Genomic DNA, 16,003 nt, shown 5'->3' with positions numbered 1-16,003 from the left:
AATACACATACTATGAATACTCAACAGCCTTTTTCAATTGGAAATTGCCAAATATCGGCGTTTGAAAATAAGCTGTTTTGTGCTGATAAAGTCTGTATTTTACAACCTAAATTTATAGAGCTGCTGACCTACTTAGTAGCGTGTTATCCAAATGCGGTGAGTCGCGAACAACTAATCGAAAACGTATGGGATGGTAATCAATATGTGGGTGAGAAAGCGCTCACTAATGCCATATGGCACCTTCGTAAAAGCTTTAAAGAGCTTGACCCCGACAACACCTACATAGAAACACTGCGTAAAACAGGTTATCGCTTAGTGCAAAAACCAATAATGCCAAACGCGCAGAACAGTATTAATACATCCTCTACTCGCCCTAAATATATTTTCGCTGTAGTCATGGCTATCGTGGTCTTGTTATTCGCTGGAGTCTGGGGTTACAACGCTTTTAGCGATGAAAATAAGCCACTTGCGCTATCGCAACAAGCAGAGCGCTTATACGATCATGTTGAAACCATTACTACCAGCCCTGGACGAGAGCTATTCCCTGCTATATCCAGCGACAGTCACTTTTTAGCATATTCTTGGCGCCGCCCTGGTCATAAAGCAAATTTATACTTACGTGATTTACATTTACCCGAACAAGCTGCAATAGCACTTACCGACACCCCATTCATTGAAGGGCGAGCGGTATTTAGCTCTGACTTAACCTTTATTTATTATTATCGCCGTATATCTGGTCAAGGCTGTGAGGTTATTCAGCAAAATATTGCCTCGGGAAATACCACTATTTTAGGGAAGTGTGGTAACAAAGCGAGTACCGATATAGACATAAATGCCCTAGGCACTAAACTGGTTTATATTAGTGAAGATGATGAAAATAATCTGACTCAACTTAACCTTGTTGATTTAACCTCATCGCCATACACAATTACTCAAATACCTTGTATTTCAGCATGCCAATATAACGATGAGTCGGTTGTGTTCTCCCCAGATGCAACTCAACTTGTAGTATCTCGTAACTTACCAACGGGGTTTGAAGAATTATTTTTAATCGATATAAAAACAGGCAATGCAAAGCAGTTAACTACTGGGTTTATTGATATGAGAGGCGTTGATTGGCACCCCTCTAAGGCGCAACTCGTTTTTTCTGGTGTAAAAAAAGGTAAACGCCAAGGGTACTTTTACAACCTTAAAACACAACAAATGATCAATGCCCGCATAGATGGCTTAAGCTACCCAGAATTTGCCAGTGATGGCAGTTTGTATTTTCATCAGTGGAATATAGACTCGGCTTTAATGCGTTTAGAGGTTAATAATGCGGTCGCAAGCTCTCCTTTCCCAGTATTATCGAGCCATTTTAGTACCCGCTTTCCTAATTACAATAAAACCAGAAATAAACTCGCGTTTGTCTCTAATGAGTCGGGCTCAATGGAATTGTGGACCGCAAAAAAAGACGGTACATCTCGAAAGCAGCTCACTAATCTCAATGCCAATATTTACCACCCAGTATGGTCGCCTGATGGTGATTATATTGCTTTTGTTGCCTCGCACCCTAGTGGTCATGCGTTATACCTGTATGACTTTAATAAACAAACCAGTGAATTATTACCTACGGGCTTTAGCGATCATGGTAAACCGAGCTGGGCTGCAGACAGTAAAAGCGTATTAGTCTCTGATGATCAGCACGTGTATCGCTTCGATTTAAATGGTAATAAACTCGAACAAGCCATAGATTCACCAACATTATATGCTTATGAAAACAAGCAAGGCGCTTTAGTTTTTGCCAACCAAGCAACTAATCAATTATGGATAAAAGCTCCTGATAGCCAAACTGAGCAACCACTGGTTAGCGAAATTAATTTATCTAATCATAATTCGTGGTACTTTTTTGAAGGCGACACCTTAGCGACATCGCGTATTTACTATTTTAATGTAAAACAAGGTGATTACCGTTTGAGTTATTACGACTTTTCAACCAAAAGCCATCATGACGTTATACGCCTTCCCGAACGCGCATTTAGTCGTACCTCTGGCTTAACCTATATTTCAAATACCAACTGGCTGGTATACTCTTCGTATAAGTCACCACAAATTGACATAAAACGTATCAACCAAAAATATTTGCCCTAAAAGCAACAGCCTGAACTATGCTAAGCCAAATTTTTAAAAATTAAGCTCTATAGGGTTAGCGTGTACAAACCCGTTTGGTATAATTAAACAAACCAATCTAAAGAGGATACGCTAAATGCCACACATTATTATTGAACACTCAGAAGATCTGCCTTTATTACCTCAGGTTCTAGTGGAAAAAATCCACACAACAACATTTGAAAGTGGCTTATTTGATTTAGAAACAATAAAAACTCGTGCGATTGCGTATCAACATTACCAATTAGGTGTGGGTAAAGAAGGGTTTATTCATATTGCTGTACATATTATGGCTGGGCGCTCTATTGAGCAAAAGCAAAAGCTAAGTGAGCAGTTACTAGCGTGCCTACAAACATATTGCAGAGCCTCTGATAGCTTAAGCGTTAATATTTACGAAATGAATCACGAGATTTATCGTAAAAATTAACGGCTATTAAAACATCATAGTTATAGGCAAGTGCTCTATAACTATGATGGTATCCCCGCTCTGCTAATTTTTATAAAACCGCGGTTAAAGCGTAAACTTACCTAGTAAATCCCTTAAAATATTCGACTCTTTATTTAAACCATTACAAAGCTGCTCTGACTTTTTCATATTTTCTTTGGTTTGCTCTGCCGAGTCGGAGATCATTACAATATTTTGGCTAATTTCTGAGGTTGCTAACGTTTGCTCTCGCGTTGCTGTAGCCACTGAGTTATTTAACTCGCTTAACAGTACAATTTCCTGTGAAATACCATTTAATGTATGGCCTGTTTCTTTTAATCGTTCGGCATTTTCTAAAGTGTTTTTGCTGCCTAATTCAATCGCAGTTACCGTGCTTGAAGCTTTAGCATTTAACGAAGCAATCATCTCATTAATTTGCTCTGTAGACTCCGCAGTACGCTGTGCAAGCGTTCTCACTTCATCAGCAACTACTGCAAAGCCACGCCCTTGCTCTCCAGCTCTCGCCGCTTCAATTGCCGCATTTAACGCCAATAAGTTAGTTTGCTCAGAAATCCCTTTAATGACATCCAATACATGAGAAATTGATTTAATCTCTGTCGAGAGCTCTAACACCGAAGCCACAGAATTGGCCATCGATGCTTCTAACTGTTCCATTTGTTTAATTGTGCTTTGCACAAAACCAACGCCTTTATGCGTCGTTTCTTCGGTTTTAGTCGCAATATCTGCCGCATTGCTGGCACTGCCAGAAATATCCTGAACCGTAACTTCCATCTCATTAACCGCTGCCGCCACCGTTTGTGTACTCGATGACTGTACCTCAGCTAAATTAGCTGCTCCTTGTACTTGCTCAAGTACATCTTGGGAAATACCTTTAACATGAATTGCCGACTCAGAAACCTGTTTAAACATATAATGTAACTGCTCTAAAAACAGATTAAACTTAATCGCCAAGTCTGAAATTTCATTATTATCGTCAGTAGGAAGTCGCGCTGTTAAATCGCCATCTTTTTCTGTTAACGCATTCACTGCTGAAGTAATGTTTTCGATTGGCCTAAATATTTGCCCTACCAACACGCGTGCTGACGCTAAACCGACAAGAGCAATAATTACACCAAAAATGATATTAGTATTAATAGCACTATTAATTGGGCCATATAATTGCTCTTGGGGAATTTCAGCAACTAGATGCCAACCTAATGAGTTTACAGGCGTACTTGATACAACATAGTCATCACCATCAATTACTTTACTTTGAATTGCCCCATTTTTAATCGGCGTCAAGTCAACAGATTGCCCTATTTTAGTTTTATTACCATGCAGCATAATCTCGCCACTACCAGAGACCAAATAAACAATGCCGCCCTCACCTATCCTATATTCACTTATGAGATCCACCATAGAATCGAGCGAACGGCCAATTCCGGCAATTCCTTGTCGTTGCCCATCAAGCTCAATGGCATAATTAATAAATACCATCACCTCAGAGCTGCCTTTATCTATGTCGAGCGCTACTTCAAATGGTCTATCCGATGCTAAAAAAGCATCAAACCAAGTATCACTACTATCTATTTGCCTGGAAATACCCTCATCGGTGTAATAGTTACGGGAGTTTTTAGAAATAATATATGCGTTACTGGCTTGGTTTTTATTTTTTATATGTTTGAGGTAATCAATAAATTTACCTCGACTTTGCGCATCTTCATTATTATTCATCCATTGCTGCACAAATAAGTTTTGCGCTATTTCTTTGCCTACAACAATAGGTGTAGAAAGTTCCAGCTCTATTTGGCTTTTAACTTCACTAAGCGCAGTCGGTAAATCTACTTTTGCTAGTTTTTCTTCTGTATTTGAGCGAATACTATTGGAAAAGATTAGAGTAGATATTGCTAAAGGAGCAACAACAGCCAGAATAAGGCTGAGGTATACTTTTCGTTTTAATAACATAGAGCACCTAAGGGGTAACTAAGCAGTATTTTATATACCGCACACAATTAACAGTAGCGACATTAAAGGGCATAAAGTAAAGATTTTTATAATAAAACCCCATAACACTTTAATAGTAGATTCAACTGTGTTTATTGCAATGTATTCAATAGAATTAATAAAAAAATCAGTGTACTGGTGAAAAATACGATAGAAATAACAAAAGCGAATTTTATAAACTAGGAAAATGAGTTTTTATTTACTTGGAAAGCTTTGAAAAGTGGTGGCCCCTCCCAGACTCGAACTGGGGACCTAACGATTATGAGTCGTGTGCTCTAACCAACTGAGCTAAGGGGCCATCTTTGTATAACTGTAAGCAGTTAATTTTTGAAGCGTTTAGCCACAGAGCGACTAAAGCGGGTTGCAGTATAAAAAGTTTTTAGGGGCTTGTCACTAGCAAAAAGCTTTATTTTAACAATCAAAGGGCTAACTGCTCAAATAGTAAGCTTTTAGATTTATTGATGATGACTTCGAAGAAACGAACTCATTAAATAATAGTAGTCTGAGTAACTAATACACATACCTTACGATGGCAATTAGCAACTCAGTATTAAATGTATTACTGCAATATGGTGTTATTTTTTGGCGATAATATAAATCGCATGAATTAATCCTGGGAAATAGCCGAGCAAGGTTAGCAGAATATTTAACCAAAAGTGCATCCCTAGCCCCACCTGTAAAAATACACCCAGTGGTGGTAATAAAATAGAAAAAATAATCCTGATGATATCCATAATTTAACCCTTCTAACGTTAGCAAAGCAAAAAGCCCAGCAAGGCTGGGCTTTTAGTATAGTGTATTATTCTGCAATAACAGTTAATTCATCAACTACTTTGCGAACATCTTCAGCGTTCTTAGCAATTTCCATCGCTAATTGCTTTTCAGCATCAGACTCAACTGAACCTTTAAGAGTTACTACACCATTATCGGTATCAACATCAATGTCTGTACCACCTACTTCAGAATCAAATAAGTAACGCGTTGTGATGACTGTTGTGATTTTGGCATCGGTTAAATCACTTTCGGTATCGTTACCCATCATTTTAGAATCATGCTTCTTCATGTCGGTGTTTTTTACCACAGTTAGACTGTTTTCAACGTCAGTTACACCATCTAGACTTAGCACGAGTTCTTCAGCAAGTTCTTTATCTACATCGCTGTTTACTTTACCTGTTAGCATTACCTTGCCGTTTTTTACGTCCGTGTTGATATCAAAGTTGTTTAGATTGGTGTTCATCAGCAGTACTGTTTCTGCCTTTCCATCAATCCAAGCATCTTTGCTTTCGTTTTCCCAGCTGCTTGCTTGAGCGCCCATTGCGGTTGTTCCTAATACTAGGGCTGCAATCATAGACTTATTAAATGTTTTCATAATCGTTCTCCTTTTGATTAAAGACACTTAAACTAATGCGAACATCGGGCCAACTATTTTTACACTTAAATTTCAATAACTTAAATTAAAACTACCGATACTGACTTAAACCTACAAAGTAAACATTTACAGACCATTGCGTAAAACTTTCTCGAATAGCGAAACTTACTAAATAATTGTATATTTGGTTAATCTGTCGTTAATACAATAAAGGATGAAAAAACAAAAAAACATAAAGCAATGATTTTAAATGAATTAATATTTGGTATAAGGCTTGCTTTGAACTAGCCAGCAACCTTAAAAGGATAATTTAAATGTCAGTTAAAATTGAAGACCGCCCTATAGAGCAAGTTCGTGAGCAAGTAATTGATCAACTCATTTATAATTACAGCCATGGTGTCATTTCTGTAGAAGCATTTGAGAGGCGCTTAGACGATGCAATGGCAGCGAGTGACAATAGCGCGCTTATGGCCCTTGTTGAAGATTTAACCTTAAATACTGACCAGCAATATAAGGCACAAAAGCACTCGCAGTTCGCACCTAATTATAGTGCGCAGCATGAGACTGATGAAGAGCCACTTACATTAAGAAGCATTCTTGGTTCAAGTGAACGAAGCGGCCAATGGGTAGTGCCTCAAAACATTTATATAGAAAACTACATGGGGTCAATCAATCTTGATTTTACGGATGCTATTTTTACCCACCAACATGTCACTATTCACGTTAATTGTTACTTTGGCAGCGAAGAAATATATGTACCTGAGCACGTTAATGTAGTTTCTAAAATGTTTTGTATTTTAGGCAGTTTTGAAAATAAAACAGTTTCACTCAATAAACGCCAAGGGCCAACGATTCAAATTGAAGGAAAAACTGTTTTAGGCTCTGTGGAAGTTAAAGTTAAGCGCACTATTAAAGAAAAATTTATTAGCTTTGCAAATGATCTAAAAACTCAACTTGGTATGAATGGTAAACATTATTAAATATGCTAAACATTTGATGAAGCCAAAATAGTTGGCTTCATTCATATTATAAGTCGTTATTTCGCTCACTAGGTACATCACTCATATACTCTACAAACTCAACCTCAAACCCTGCGGGATCAATATAATAAATGTTCTTTCTAAATGGATTTACAGCGCCTTGCTTACTTATTGCAAAGCCTGCATCCTTTAAGCGCGCTATTACTTCATTTAAGTTATTGGTTACATAGGCAAAGTGTGCCAAGCCAATTTGATGCCCTGATAAGTCACGATTTTTCCCTTCACCGTGATCGCTTATAGCAATATATTGATCGTTATCACCAAAATGTACCCAGCGCCTTGCTTTACCATACCAAGTTCCTTCTCCCTCACTTCTAATTGACCAATAGGGAAACGCTGCTTGGTAAAACTTAAGCATGGCGTCTATATCACTTACAACTAAATTTACGTGTTCTAATTTCATAATTTTCTTCCTGTTAATTGAATATAGAACATCATAAAACCTCAAGCTCACTTTAGGTAAAGCGCTAATTTATAAATTTATTGCTTGTTTTTATTTCGATAAATATATCGAAAGATCATACCTGTACAAAAAACACTCACAAGTATTTAGGCTTTATGGTTTACTTTATGGCAAAAACCGCTAAAATACGCCGGCTTAAATATATAAACGTTCTTTTACAACCCAAAGGTAATACCATGCATCCAATGTTAAACATTGCGGTTCGCGCTGCGCGTAACGCAGGCAAACTTATTCTTCGTGCAAGTGAAGATTTATCAAAAGTTGAAGTGCAACAAAAAGGCACCAACGATTTAGTTACTAACATTGATAAAGAAGCCGAAGCCGTAATTCGTGACACTATTTTACGTTCTTACCCTGATCACTGCATCGTTGGTGAAGAGTTAGGCGAACACAAAGGTAAGGATGCTGATTACCAATGGATTGTTGACCCACTTGATGGCACAACTAACTTCATCAAGGGTATCCCTCATTTCGCAGTATCTATTGCACTTAAAGTTAAAGGTCGTTTAGACCAAGCCGTAATTTACGATCCAATTCGTGGCGAGCTTTTCACTGCTTCTCGCGGTCAAGGCGCACAGTTAAACAGCAAACGTTTACGTGTATCTAAAACTGTTGAACTTGCTGGTTCTGTTCTTGCAACAGGTTTTCCTTTCAAACAAAAACATCACTTAGATGCATACTCTGAAGCGTTTAAAGCGTTATTTGTTCACACAGCTGATATTCGTCGTGCAGGCTCTGCTTCGCTAGATATGGCGTATGTTGCAGCGGGTCGTGTTGATGGTTTCTTTGAAATTGGTTTAAAACCTTGGGATACAGCAGCAGGCGAGCTATTAGTTAAAGAAGCTGGCGGCATGATTGTTGATTTTGCTGGCGGTAATAACTACAACGTGAGCGGTAACGTAATCTGTGGTGCACCTAAGCTAACACAGGCGATTGTTCGCGAAATGCGCCCAGTATTATCTGAGTCGCTATTACGTTAATCGTAATTACGTACTAAAAAAGGAGCCTAGGCTCCTTTTTTGCTTTTTGTTAGCCACTTTTTTTACTATTGGATAAACGTACAATAGCGGGAGCAGGCCTTCTTCGATTACATATAAATAAGTAGCTGTGACGATAACGTTTTGCTTCTTTTTTAGCATCTGTCGCTAATGCCGCTACTTGATGGCTATTTTTACACTGCTGCAGGTCCGGCTCAACTAAACCTATCGATAATGTAAGTAAAGGTACAAACTGCTTTTCGCCCTCTCGATTAGTTGCCCAATACCCTTTTCCAGCAATATGCTCTGGCGTAAAAAACACGCGTGACTGTAGTTCAAATTGCGTGATAATGGTATTACAAATCTCCACCGCATCTTTTTTTTCAAACACTACCATAAAGTCATCGCCGCCAATATGCCCGACAAAGTTAGCGCTGTGCGCACACGCTTTTACAGTAACATCGGCCAGAAGTTTTATTACGCTGTCACCACTGGCATAGCCATACAAATCGTTAAATTGTTTAAAGTGATTTAAATCGATATAGGCTAGTGAAAATGGCTGTTTATGTTGCAGACGCTGCTCTATTACTTCACTAATTGCCACATTACCCGGTAACATGGTCAAAGGGTTAGCATGTTGAGCGTGGCGGATTTTGTCTGCTGTAATGTGCTTTAGTATATCTCTGAGCGGTGCCAAGCCTAAATACTTATTGTTGCATGTGATAACAATATGGCGACGAATATCAAAGTCTTGCTCTGTTATTTGCTGGGAGACAATATCAAGCATTTGATTTTCATCAACCACCAAAGGCTGTTTATCCATTAACTCAGTGACTTCACATTTATCATAAAGTGCATGCCCATAAGGCGCGGCAAACACTTCTGTTAGCTGATCTTTGTGTAACAGCCCTATTGGCTGCTGACTGCTATTTAATACAGGTAAGCTGATTATGCTTTTGTCTTGCTCAAAAAGTGCATGAGCTTCTTTACAACGCGTATGACTGCTAATAGCAGGCTGAGCAACAGCAAGCACACCTATTGCCATTGATTGTTCAAACTTTGAGGCGGCTTGGGTCAAAGTGAGCGATTGTAACTGTTTACAGTTGTAGTCATAACTTGGCTGTTGACTCGGTCTTTCTAACAAGAATCCCTGAACATGACTTATGCCTATACTTTTAACTAAATCTAGCTCTTCGGAACGTTCAATTCCCTCTGCAATCACCGCTGTATTTGTTGCCCGTGCTAACACCATAATTGATTTTAGAAATTCTTTTTTAACTTCGCTTTGATCGCAATGATCAATAAAGTAACGATCAATTTTTACAATATCTGGGCATAACTGCGACCATTGCTTTAGTCCTGAATAACCTGCACCGAGATCGTCAATAGCAATCGTAAAGCCTAGCTCTCGATAATGAGCGATGGTTTTTAACAGTAAAAAGCCATCATCTACTTTTTCTTGTTCAGTTACTTCAATCACCACTCGATTGGCAGCAAGACCAAACTGTTCAATTAAATGTAAGGTTTCGCCTTTAGGGTGGCTCGGATCGAGTAGAATTTTTGGGCTGACATTTAAAAATAACTTCCCTTGCAGACTGAGTTTTACAAAATTTTCAATGGCGCGAGAACGGCATAAAAGCTCAAGCTCTGAAATCAATTGGTATTTATGAGCTGCTTCGAATAGCTTATTTGGCATGGCTAACGGACCATTTTTAGGGCCACGGCTAAGCGCTTCATACCCAATAATAGATTGCTTAGCTATATCGAAAATAGGTTGGAACAAGGTTGTTATTGCTCCTTGTTGTAAAATTGATTCTAAGACTTGTCGTTGCTCAGTCACTACTAGCTCAAATAAAAATTTAATAAGAGCAATAAAATACCAACTGAGTATGACTATTATGTGACTTATCTAGGAGGCAATAAAAAACCGCTCACTAGGAGCGGTTTTGTTTTAAGAATAGTTTAATCTCAATTAAGGCATTGGATCTAAATCAGCGCCTTCTTTTTCAATTACTTCTGGTATTAAATCTTCTTTACTTACGCCCATGGCAATAGCCACCGAACTGGCAACGTAAACTGAAGAATAAGTACCAATAAACACACCAAATAGTAGTGCAGTAGCAAAGCCATGAATGGTTTGGCCGCCCCATACAAATAACGCAATCAATACTAAAATAGTAGTGATTGAGGTTACTAAGGTACGGTTAAGTGTTTGCGTAAGCGAGATATCGATAATTTCAATCGTGTCGTCAATACGCACTTTGCGGAAGTTTTCACGAATACGGTCTGATACAACAATGGTATCGTTTAGTGAGTAACCAATCACGGCAAGTATTGCTGCCAAAATAGTTAAGTCAAACTCTAAACCAAGCACCGAGAATAAACCAATCGTAATGATTACATCGTGTAAAAGCGCGCCAACTGCGCCCACAGCAAAACGCCATTCAAAGCGAAACGCCACGTAAATTAAGATACAAATAAGCGCAGTTAACATGGCAAGGCCACCCTGCTCTTTTAAGTCTTCACCTACGCTTGGGCCTACAAACTCAATGCGGCGCATTACTACGCTATCATCAGCTTGTTTAAGGGCAGCAATTACTTGGTTACCAATTACTTCTGCTTTTACATCATCACCGCGAGGGGCTAAACGGACCAGTATTTCTTGGCTTGAGCCAAAAAGCTGTACAGATGCATCAGCAAAGTCGTTTTCAGCCAGTACATTACGTACTTTTTTCAGATCAGCAGGTTGCGAAAAACCTACCTCAACTGCTGTACCGCCAGTAAAATCTAAACCGAAATTTAAGCCTTTAACAAAAAGTGACGCCAGCGACGCTATGATTAATAACGTAGAAAAGCCCATTGCCACTTTTCGAAGAGACATGAAACGAAGGGTTTTTCCGCCCAATCTTAAAATTTGCATGTCTGCTCCTTAAATTGAAAGTTTATCAACACGTTTACCACCAATAAATAGGTTGATCACCGCACGGGTACCTACAATTGCTGTAAACATAGACGTTAAAATACCAATTGCTAGGGTTACCGCAAAACCTGCAACAGGACCGGTACCAACAGCAAACAAGATAATCGCCGCAATTAATGTGGTGATATTGGCATCAAAAATAGTACTAAAGGCGCTATCGTAACCAAAATGGACCGCTTGTTGAGGGCTGCGGCCATCGGCTAGCTCTTCACGAATACGTTCAAATATAAGTACGTTCGCATCAACTGCCATACCAACAGTCAGTACAATACCAGCTATACCCGGTAGGGTAAGCGTTGCACCAGGAATTAATGACATAACACCAATGATAAGTACTAAGTTGGCAGCCAGTGCGATATTCGCAACAAGACCAAAACCTTTGTAGTAAATAAGCATAAAGGCTAGTACAAACGCAAAACCTAAGGCTACAGCGGTCATACCTGCTTCAATGTTTTCTTGACCTAAGCTAGGCCCAACCGTACGTTCTTCTACTATTTGAATAGGCGCAACCAGTGCACCCGCGCGAAGTAGTAAACTTAAGTTATGTGCTTCAGCTGGGTTATCAATACCGGTAATGCGGAATGAACGGTCAAGACGCGCTTGAATGGTTGCTACGTTAATAACTTCTTCCACTTTAATTGGCGGAAGTGCTTTACCGTCACTGTCTTTTTTACCTGATGGCTTGTATTCAATAAACACGGTAGCCATACGTTTACCGATAGCACGCTTGGTAAAGGCATTCATTTTTGCCCCACCTTTACTATCGAGTTTAATGCTTACTTGTGGACGCTGGTACTCATCTGCACCTGACTGCGCACCAGTAATATGGCTGCCTTCAAGAATAATGCGTTTTTTTAGTACCACAGGATAACCATCACGGCTCATGATCATTTCAGTACCCGGTGGGATACGACCTTGAGCAGCGGCGCTTATGTCAGCATTTTCGTCAACCTCACGAAACTCAAGCGTTGCCGTAGCACCTAAAATTTCTTTAGCGCGAGCGGTATCTTGAATCCCTGGTAATTGCACAATAATACGTTCAGCACCTTGACGCTGTACGTTTGGCTCTGCAACCCCAATTTGGTTGATACGGTTACGAATAATAGTTTCGTTTTGCTTGATAGCATAGTCACGAATTTCTTTTAGCTTTAGCTCACTCATAGTGGCAAAGAATGCGTTATCGTTACTGCTATCATCAATGTAAACGTTTAATGGGTAACGGCTTTCTAAAAAGCGCTCTGCAGCGTCTTTATCTTCTTCGTTACGCATTTCTACACGCATGCGCTCAGAACCAGCTACGCGGCGCACACTACGATAACGTAGTTTTTCTTCACGCAGGTCGCTACGGAAATCTTGCTCCATCTGCTCTAACTGATTATCCACCGCAGTGACCATATCGATTTCCATGGTGAAATGTACACCACCACTTAAATCTAGGCCTAACTTCATAGGATTACCGCCCAGCGACTTTAACCAAGCCGGTTGTGCAGGAGCCATATTAATAGCTGAGATATAATCGTTACTTAGCGAGTTACGCAGTAAGTCTTGCGCTTTTAGTTGGTCTTCAACATTTTTAAAACGAACAAGAATTTGCCCATCTTCGAGCTTTGTCGATTTAGCGCTTACGTTATCTTTTTTGAGGATTGCGTTTACTTTGTCTACAACACTGAGGTCAACATCGGTGCCTTTAGCGCCAGAAACCTGTATGGCCGGATCGCGGCCATACAGGTTTGGTGAAGCATATAAAAGGCCAATGGCTAACACAGCTAAAACAAGTAAATACTTCCAAATTGGAAACTTGTTTAACACGGGGTCGTCCTTATTATTTTTATAGCGACTTCATTGTGCCTTTAGGCAATACAGCAGATACTGCTGATTTTTGTACTGTTACTTCTGCTTGCTCATTTAATGAGATCACGATGAAGTCTTTATCTTCAGCAATTTTTACGATTTTACCCACTAAACCACCTTGGGTTAGCACTTCATCGCCTTTTGCCATCGCGCTCATTAAGCTTTTATGCTCTTTTACGCGCTTTGCTTGCGGGCGGTAAATTAAAAAGTAAAAAACCAAACCAAAAATCGCTAACATAATTAGCATTTCCATACCGCCGCCTGCTGCAGGTGCACCAGCGCTTGCATGCGCGTTTGAAATAAATAAACTCATAATACTTCCTCTTTAATTTTTAAATTTTAATTTGTTGTATCAGCTAGCTCTGGCACTTCTTGGCCTCGGCGAGCGTAAAAATCGTGGACAAATGTCTCTAGTTGACCTTCGCTAATAGCATTACGCAAACCTTCCATAACACGTTGATAGTATCGTAAGTTATGGATAGTGTTTAGTCGTGCACCCAAAATTTCGTTACATTTGTCTAAATGATGCAAGTAGGCGCGCGAATAATTTTTACAGGTATGGCAATCACACTCTGGATCAAGTGGACCAGTATCTGTTTTATGCACTGCGTTACGGATTTTAATGGTACCCGTTGTAATAAATAAGTGACCATTACGTGCATTACGCGTTGGCATTACACAGTCAAACATATCAATACCACGACGAACCGACTCAACTAAGTCTTCTGGCTTGCCTACACCCATTAAATAACGTGGTTTGTTTTCTGGCATTTTATAAGCACAATGGTCAAGAATATTAATCATTTCATTTTTAGGTTCACCAACCGATAAACCACCAAGTGCATAGCCATCAAAACCAATCTCTTCAAGGCCCGCTTGTGATTGTGCACGAAGCTCAGGATACATACCGCCTTGAATAATACCAAACAATGCTGATGGGTTGTCGCCATGCCCTTCTTTTGAGCGCTTAGCCCAACGAAGAGAAAGCTCCATAGAGTCTTTGGCTTCTTTTTCAGTGGCAGGATATGGCGTACATTCGTCAAATATCATCACGATATCTGAGCCAAGATCACGCTGCACTTCCATTGATTTCTCTGGCGACATCATAATTTGATCACCATTAACTGGCGATTGGAACATTACGCCTTCTTCAGTGATTTTACGCATTGCGCCAAGGCTAAATACTTGGAAACCGCCTGAGTCAGTAAGAATTGGGAAGTCCCAGTTCATAAAATCGTGTAAATCACCATGCTGTTTGATGATTTCAGTACCTGGACGCAACATTAAGTGAAATGTATTGCCTAAACAGATTTGTGCACCCGTTGCTTTAACTTCATCAGGTGTCATGCCTTTAACCGTGCCATAAGTGCCTACAGGCATAAACGCTGGTGTTTCTATTACACCTCGGTCAAAAATCAAGCGACCGCGGCGTGCTTTGCCATCGGTGCAGTCTAATTCAAATTTCATAATATCCTCTGTGTCGGAAAAACAGTCCAACAAGCTATAATTTAACCGCTCGATTCTACCCTTTTTACCACCCTATTACTATTAGCAGTGATAAATTCACTGTGCTTAGGAGTAAAATAAAAACCGATAACGCTGTAAATTATTTACGGGTCAAAAACATCGCATCGCCATAGCTAAAAAAGCGATACTGTTGTTCAATCGCAGTATTGTAAGCACCCATAATATTGTCTTGCCCTGCAAAGGCACTGACCAGCATAATTAGGGTTGATTCAGGTAAATGGAAGTTGGTGACCATGGCATCAACAACGTTAAATTGATAACCCGGAAAAATAAAGATATCGGTATCACCAAAGTAAGTATCCAACTTGCCGCCATGTATTTTTGCAGCCGACTCTAGTGAGCGAACTGAAGTTGTACCTACCGCAATCACACGCCCGCCTTTGGCTTTAGTGCTTGCAACCGCATCCACCACAGCTTGCGGTACTTCAATATATTCAGAGTGCATGATGTGCTCATCAACACTTTCTACCCTAACCGGCTGGAATGTACCTGCGCCAACATGCAAGGTAACAAAAGCCATTTGTACGCCTTTATTTTTAAGTGCAGCCATGAGTTTATCATCAAAATGAAGGCCTGCTGTTGGTGCTGCAACGGCGCCTGGCTTTTCACCATATACTGTTTGGTATCGCTCTCGGTCCGCTTCATTATCTGGGCGATCAATGTAAGGAGGAAGCGGCATATGGCCAACATCATTTAAAATGTCGAGCACATTTTCACTGCGGTCAAACTCAAGCTCAAATAATGTATCGTGGCGTGCCACCATAATGGCTTTTGCTTTGCCCTCTAAAATGAGTACATTGCCCGGTTTTGGCGATTTACTAGCACGAATGTGCGCAAGAACGCGGTGTTCATCTAATACACGCTCTACCAGCACCTCAACTTTACCGCCTGATTCTTTTTGACCAAACATACGCGCAGGTATTACTTTGGTGTTGTTAAAAACCAGTAAGTCGTTTTCGTTAACCAGTTCAAGAATGTCACTAAATATTTTATGCTCAACAGCACCGCTCGGCCCATCTAAGCTCAATAAACGGCTACTGGTTCTGTCTGCTTTAGGAAAACGAGCAATTAATTCATCAGGTAAGTCAAAGCTAAAATCAGCTACGCGCATTGTTAGAATTCCACATCATTTAAAATCGCGCCAAGTGTATTACTATTAGTAATGAAGCTCAAGATAACCCCTATATTCTCCCTAATTACTATTACTAATGAAGCTCAAA

At 39.8% G+C, this 16,003-nt stretch carries 14 protein-coding genes and 1 tRNA gene; 4 read left to right on the top strand and 11 right to left on the bottom strand.

What is annotated here, in order from left to right; genetic code table 11:
• Positions 1–12 precede the first annotated feature (12 nt).
• A complete protein-coding gene (locus tag AN392_RS08015) occupies positions 13–2,130 on the top strand; it encodes a winged helix-turn-helix domain-containing protein (protein ID WP_055012406.1) in 2,118 nt (705 codons plus the stop codon).
• 115 nt (positions 2,131–2,245) lie between these two features.
• Positions 2,246–2,575 (top strand): 5-carboxymethyl-2-hydroxymuconate Delta-isomerase, encoded by a 330-nt coding sequence (locus AN392_RS08010; protein ID WP_008114843.1) that lies wholly within the window; start codon positions 2,246–2,248, stop codon positions 2,573–2,575.
• Between the two features lie 84 nt (positions 2,576–2,659).
• Here AN392_RS08010 and AN392_RS08005 read toward each other — a convergent pair whose 3' ends face one another.
• The 4 genes from AN392_RS08005 to AN392_RS07995 form a co-directional block, all read right to left on the bottom strand.
• Positions 2,660–4,537, bottom strand: coding sequence for a methyl-accepting chemotaxis protein (locus AN392_RS08005; RefSeq protein ID WP_010391757.1), 1,878 nt, complete (start codon positions 4,535–4,537; stop codon positions 2,660–2,662).
• A gap of 260 nt (positions 4,538–4,797) precedes the next feature.
• Positions 4,798–4,874: transfer RNA gene (locus tag AN392_RS08000), tRNA-Ile, on the bottom strand.
• Positions 4,875–5,151: 277 nt separating this feature from the next.
• Positions 5,152–5,310, bottom strand: a complete 159-nt coding sequence (locus AN392_RS18435) for a YqaE/Pmp3 family membrane protein (RefSeq protein ID WP_008466367.1) — start codon at positions 5,308–5,310, stop codon at positions 5,152–5,154.
• 65 nt (positions 5,311–5,375) lie between these two features.
• Entirely contained in the window at positions 5,376–5,945 is a 570-nt protein-coding gene (locus AN392_RS07995) for a BON domain-containing protein (RefSeq protein ID WP_008466365.1), read from the bottom strand.
• 314 nt (positions 5,946–6,259) lie between these two features.
• Here AN392_RS07995 and AN392_RS07990 point away from each other — a divergent pair, with 314 nt between their 5' ends.
• Positions 6,260–6,925, top strand: coding sequence for a LiaF domain-containing protein (locus tag AN392_RS07990; RefSeq protein ID WP_008466362.1), 666 nt, complete (start codon positions 6,260–6,262; stop codon positions 6,923–6,925).
• A 46-nt stretch (positions 6,926–6,971) separates the two neighbouring features.
• Here the strand turns inward: AN392_RS07990 and AN392_RS07985 are convergent, their stop codons facing one another.
• On the bottom strand, positions 6,972–7,388 hold the full coding sequence (locus tag AN392_RS07985) for a VOC family protein (RefSeq protein ID WP_055012405.1): 417 nt from the start codon (positions 7,386–7,388) through the stop codon (positions 6,972–6,974).
• Positions 7,389–7,624: 236 nt separating this feature from the next.
• On the opposite strand from AN392_RS07985, the gene suhB reads away from it, so the two are divergent.
• Entirely contained in the window at positions 7,625–8,428 is an 804-nt protein-coding gene (suhB, locus tag AN392_RS07980; protein ID WP_054202669.1) for an inositol-1-monophosphatase, read from the top strand.
• Positions 8,429–8,477: 49 nt separating this feature from the next.
• On the opposite strand, the gene AN392_RS07975 is transcribed toward suhB, so the two are convergent.
• The 6 genes from AN392_RS07975 to queA form a co-directional block, all read right to left on the bottom strand.
• Positions 8,478–10,265, bottom strand: coding sequence for a bifunctional diguanylate cyclase/phosphodiesterase (locus AN392_RS07975; RefSeq protein ID WP_054202631.1), 1,788 nt, complete (start codon positions 10,263–10,265; stop codon positions 8,478–8,480).
• Between the two features lie 132 nt (positions 10,266–10,397).
• The gene (secF, locus tag AN392_RS07970) at positions 10,398–11,345 is read right to left on the bottom strand and encodes a protein translocase subunit SecF (RefSeq protein ID WP_008466355.1); all 948 of its coding nucleotides are present in this window, start codon (positions 11,343–11,345) and stop codon (positions 10,398–10,400) included.
• A 9-nt stretch (positions 11,346–11,354) separates the two neighbouring features.
• Positions 11,355–13,214 (bottom strand): protein translocase subunit SecD, encoded by a 1,860-nt coding sequence (secD, locus tag AN392_RS07965; protein WP_055012404.1) that lies wholly within the window; start codon positions 13,212–13,214, stop codon positions 11,355–11,357.
• Between the two features lie 19 nt (positions 13,215–13,233).
• Positions 13,234–13,569, bottom strand: a complete 336-nt coding sequence (gene yajC, locus AN392_RS07960) for a preprotein translocase subunit YajC (protein ID WP_010391747.1) — start codon at positions 13,567–13,569, stop codon at positions 13,234–13,236.
• 26 nt (positions 13,570–13,595) lie between these two features.
• Positions 13,596–14,723 carry a tRNA guanosine(34) transglycosylase Tgt gene (tgt, locus tag AN392_RS07955; protein ID WP_054202633.1) on the bottom strand — a complete coding sequence of 376 codons (1,128 nt, stop codon included), beginning with the start codon at positions 14,721–14,723 and terminating at the stop codon, positions 13,596–13,598.
• A gap of 139 nt (positions 14,724–14,862) precedes the next feature.
• Complete coding sequence (gene queA / locus AN392_RS07950; protein WP_010391744.1) at positions 14,863–15,894, bottom strand: tRNA preQ1(34) S-adenosylmethionine ribosyltransferase-isomerase QueA; 1,032 nt, start codon at positions 15,892–15,894, stop codon at positions 14,863–14,865.
• Positions 15,895–16,003 lie beyond the last annotated feature (109 nt).

Source organism: Pseudoalteromonas sp. P1-16-1b (assembly GCF_001401785.1).
Lineage (GTDB): Bacteria > Pseudomonadota > Gammaproteobacteria > Enterobacterales > Alteromonadaceae > Pseudoalteromonas > Pseudoalteromonas undina.
The sequence above is the reverse complement of the archived record's forward strand: the minus strand, read 5'-3'. Positions and strand labels throughout refer to the sequence as shown.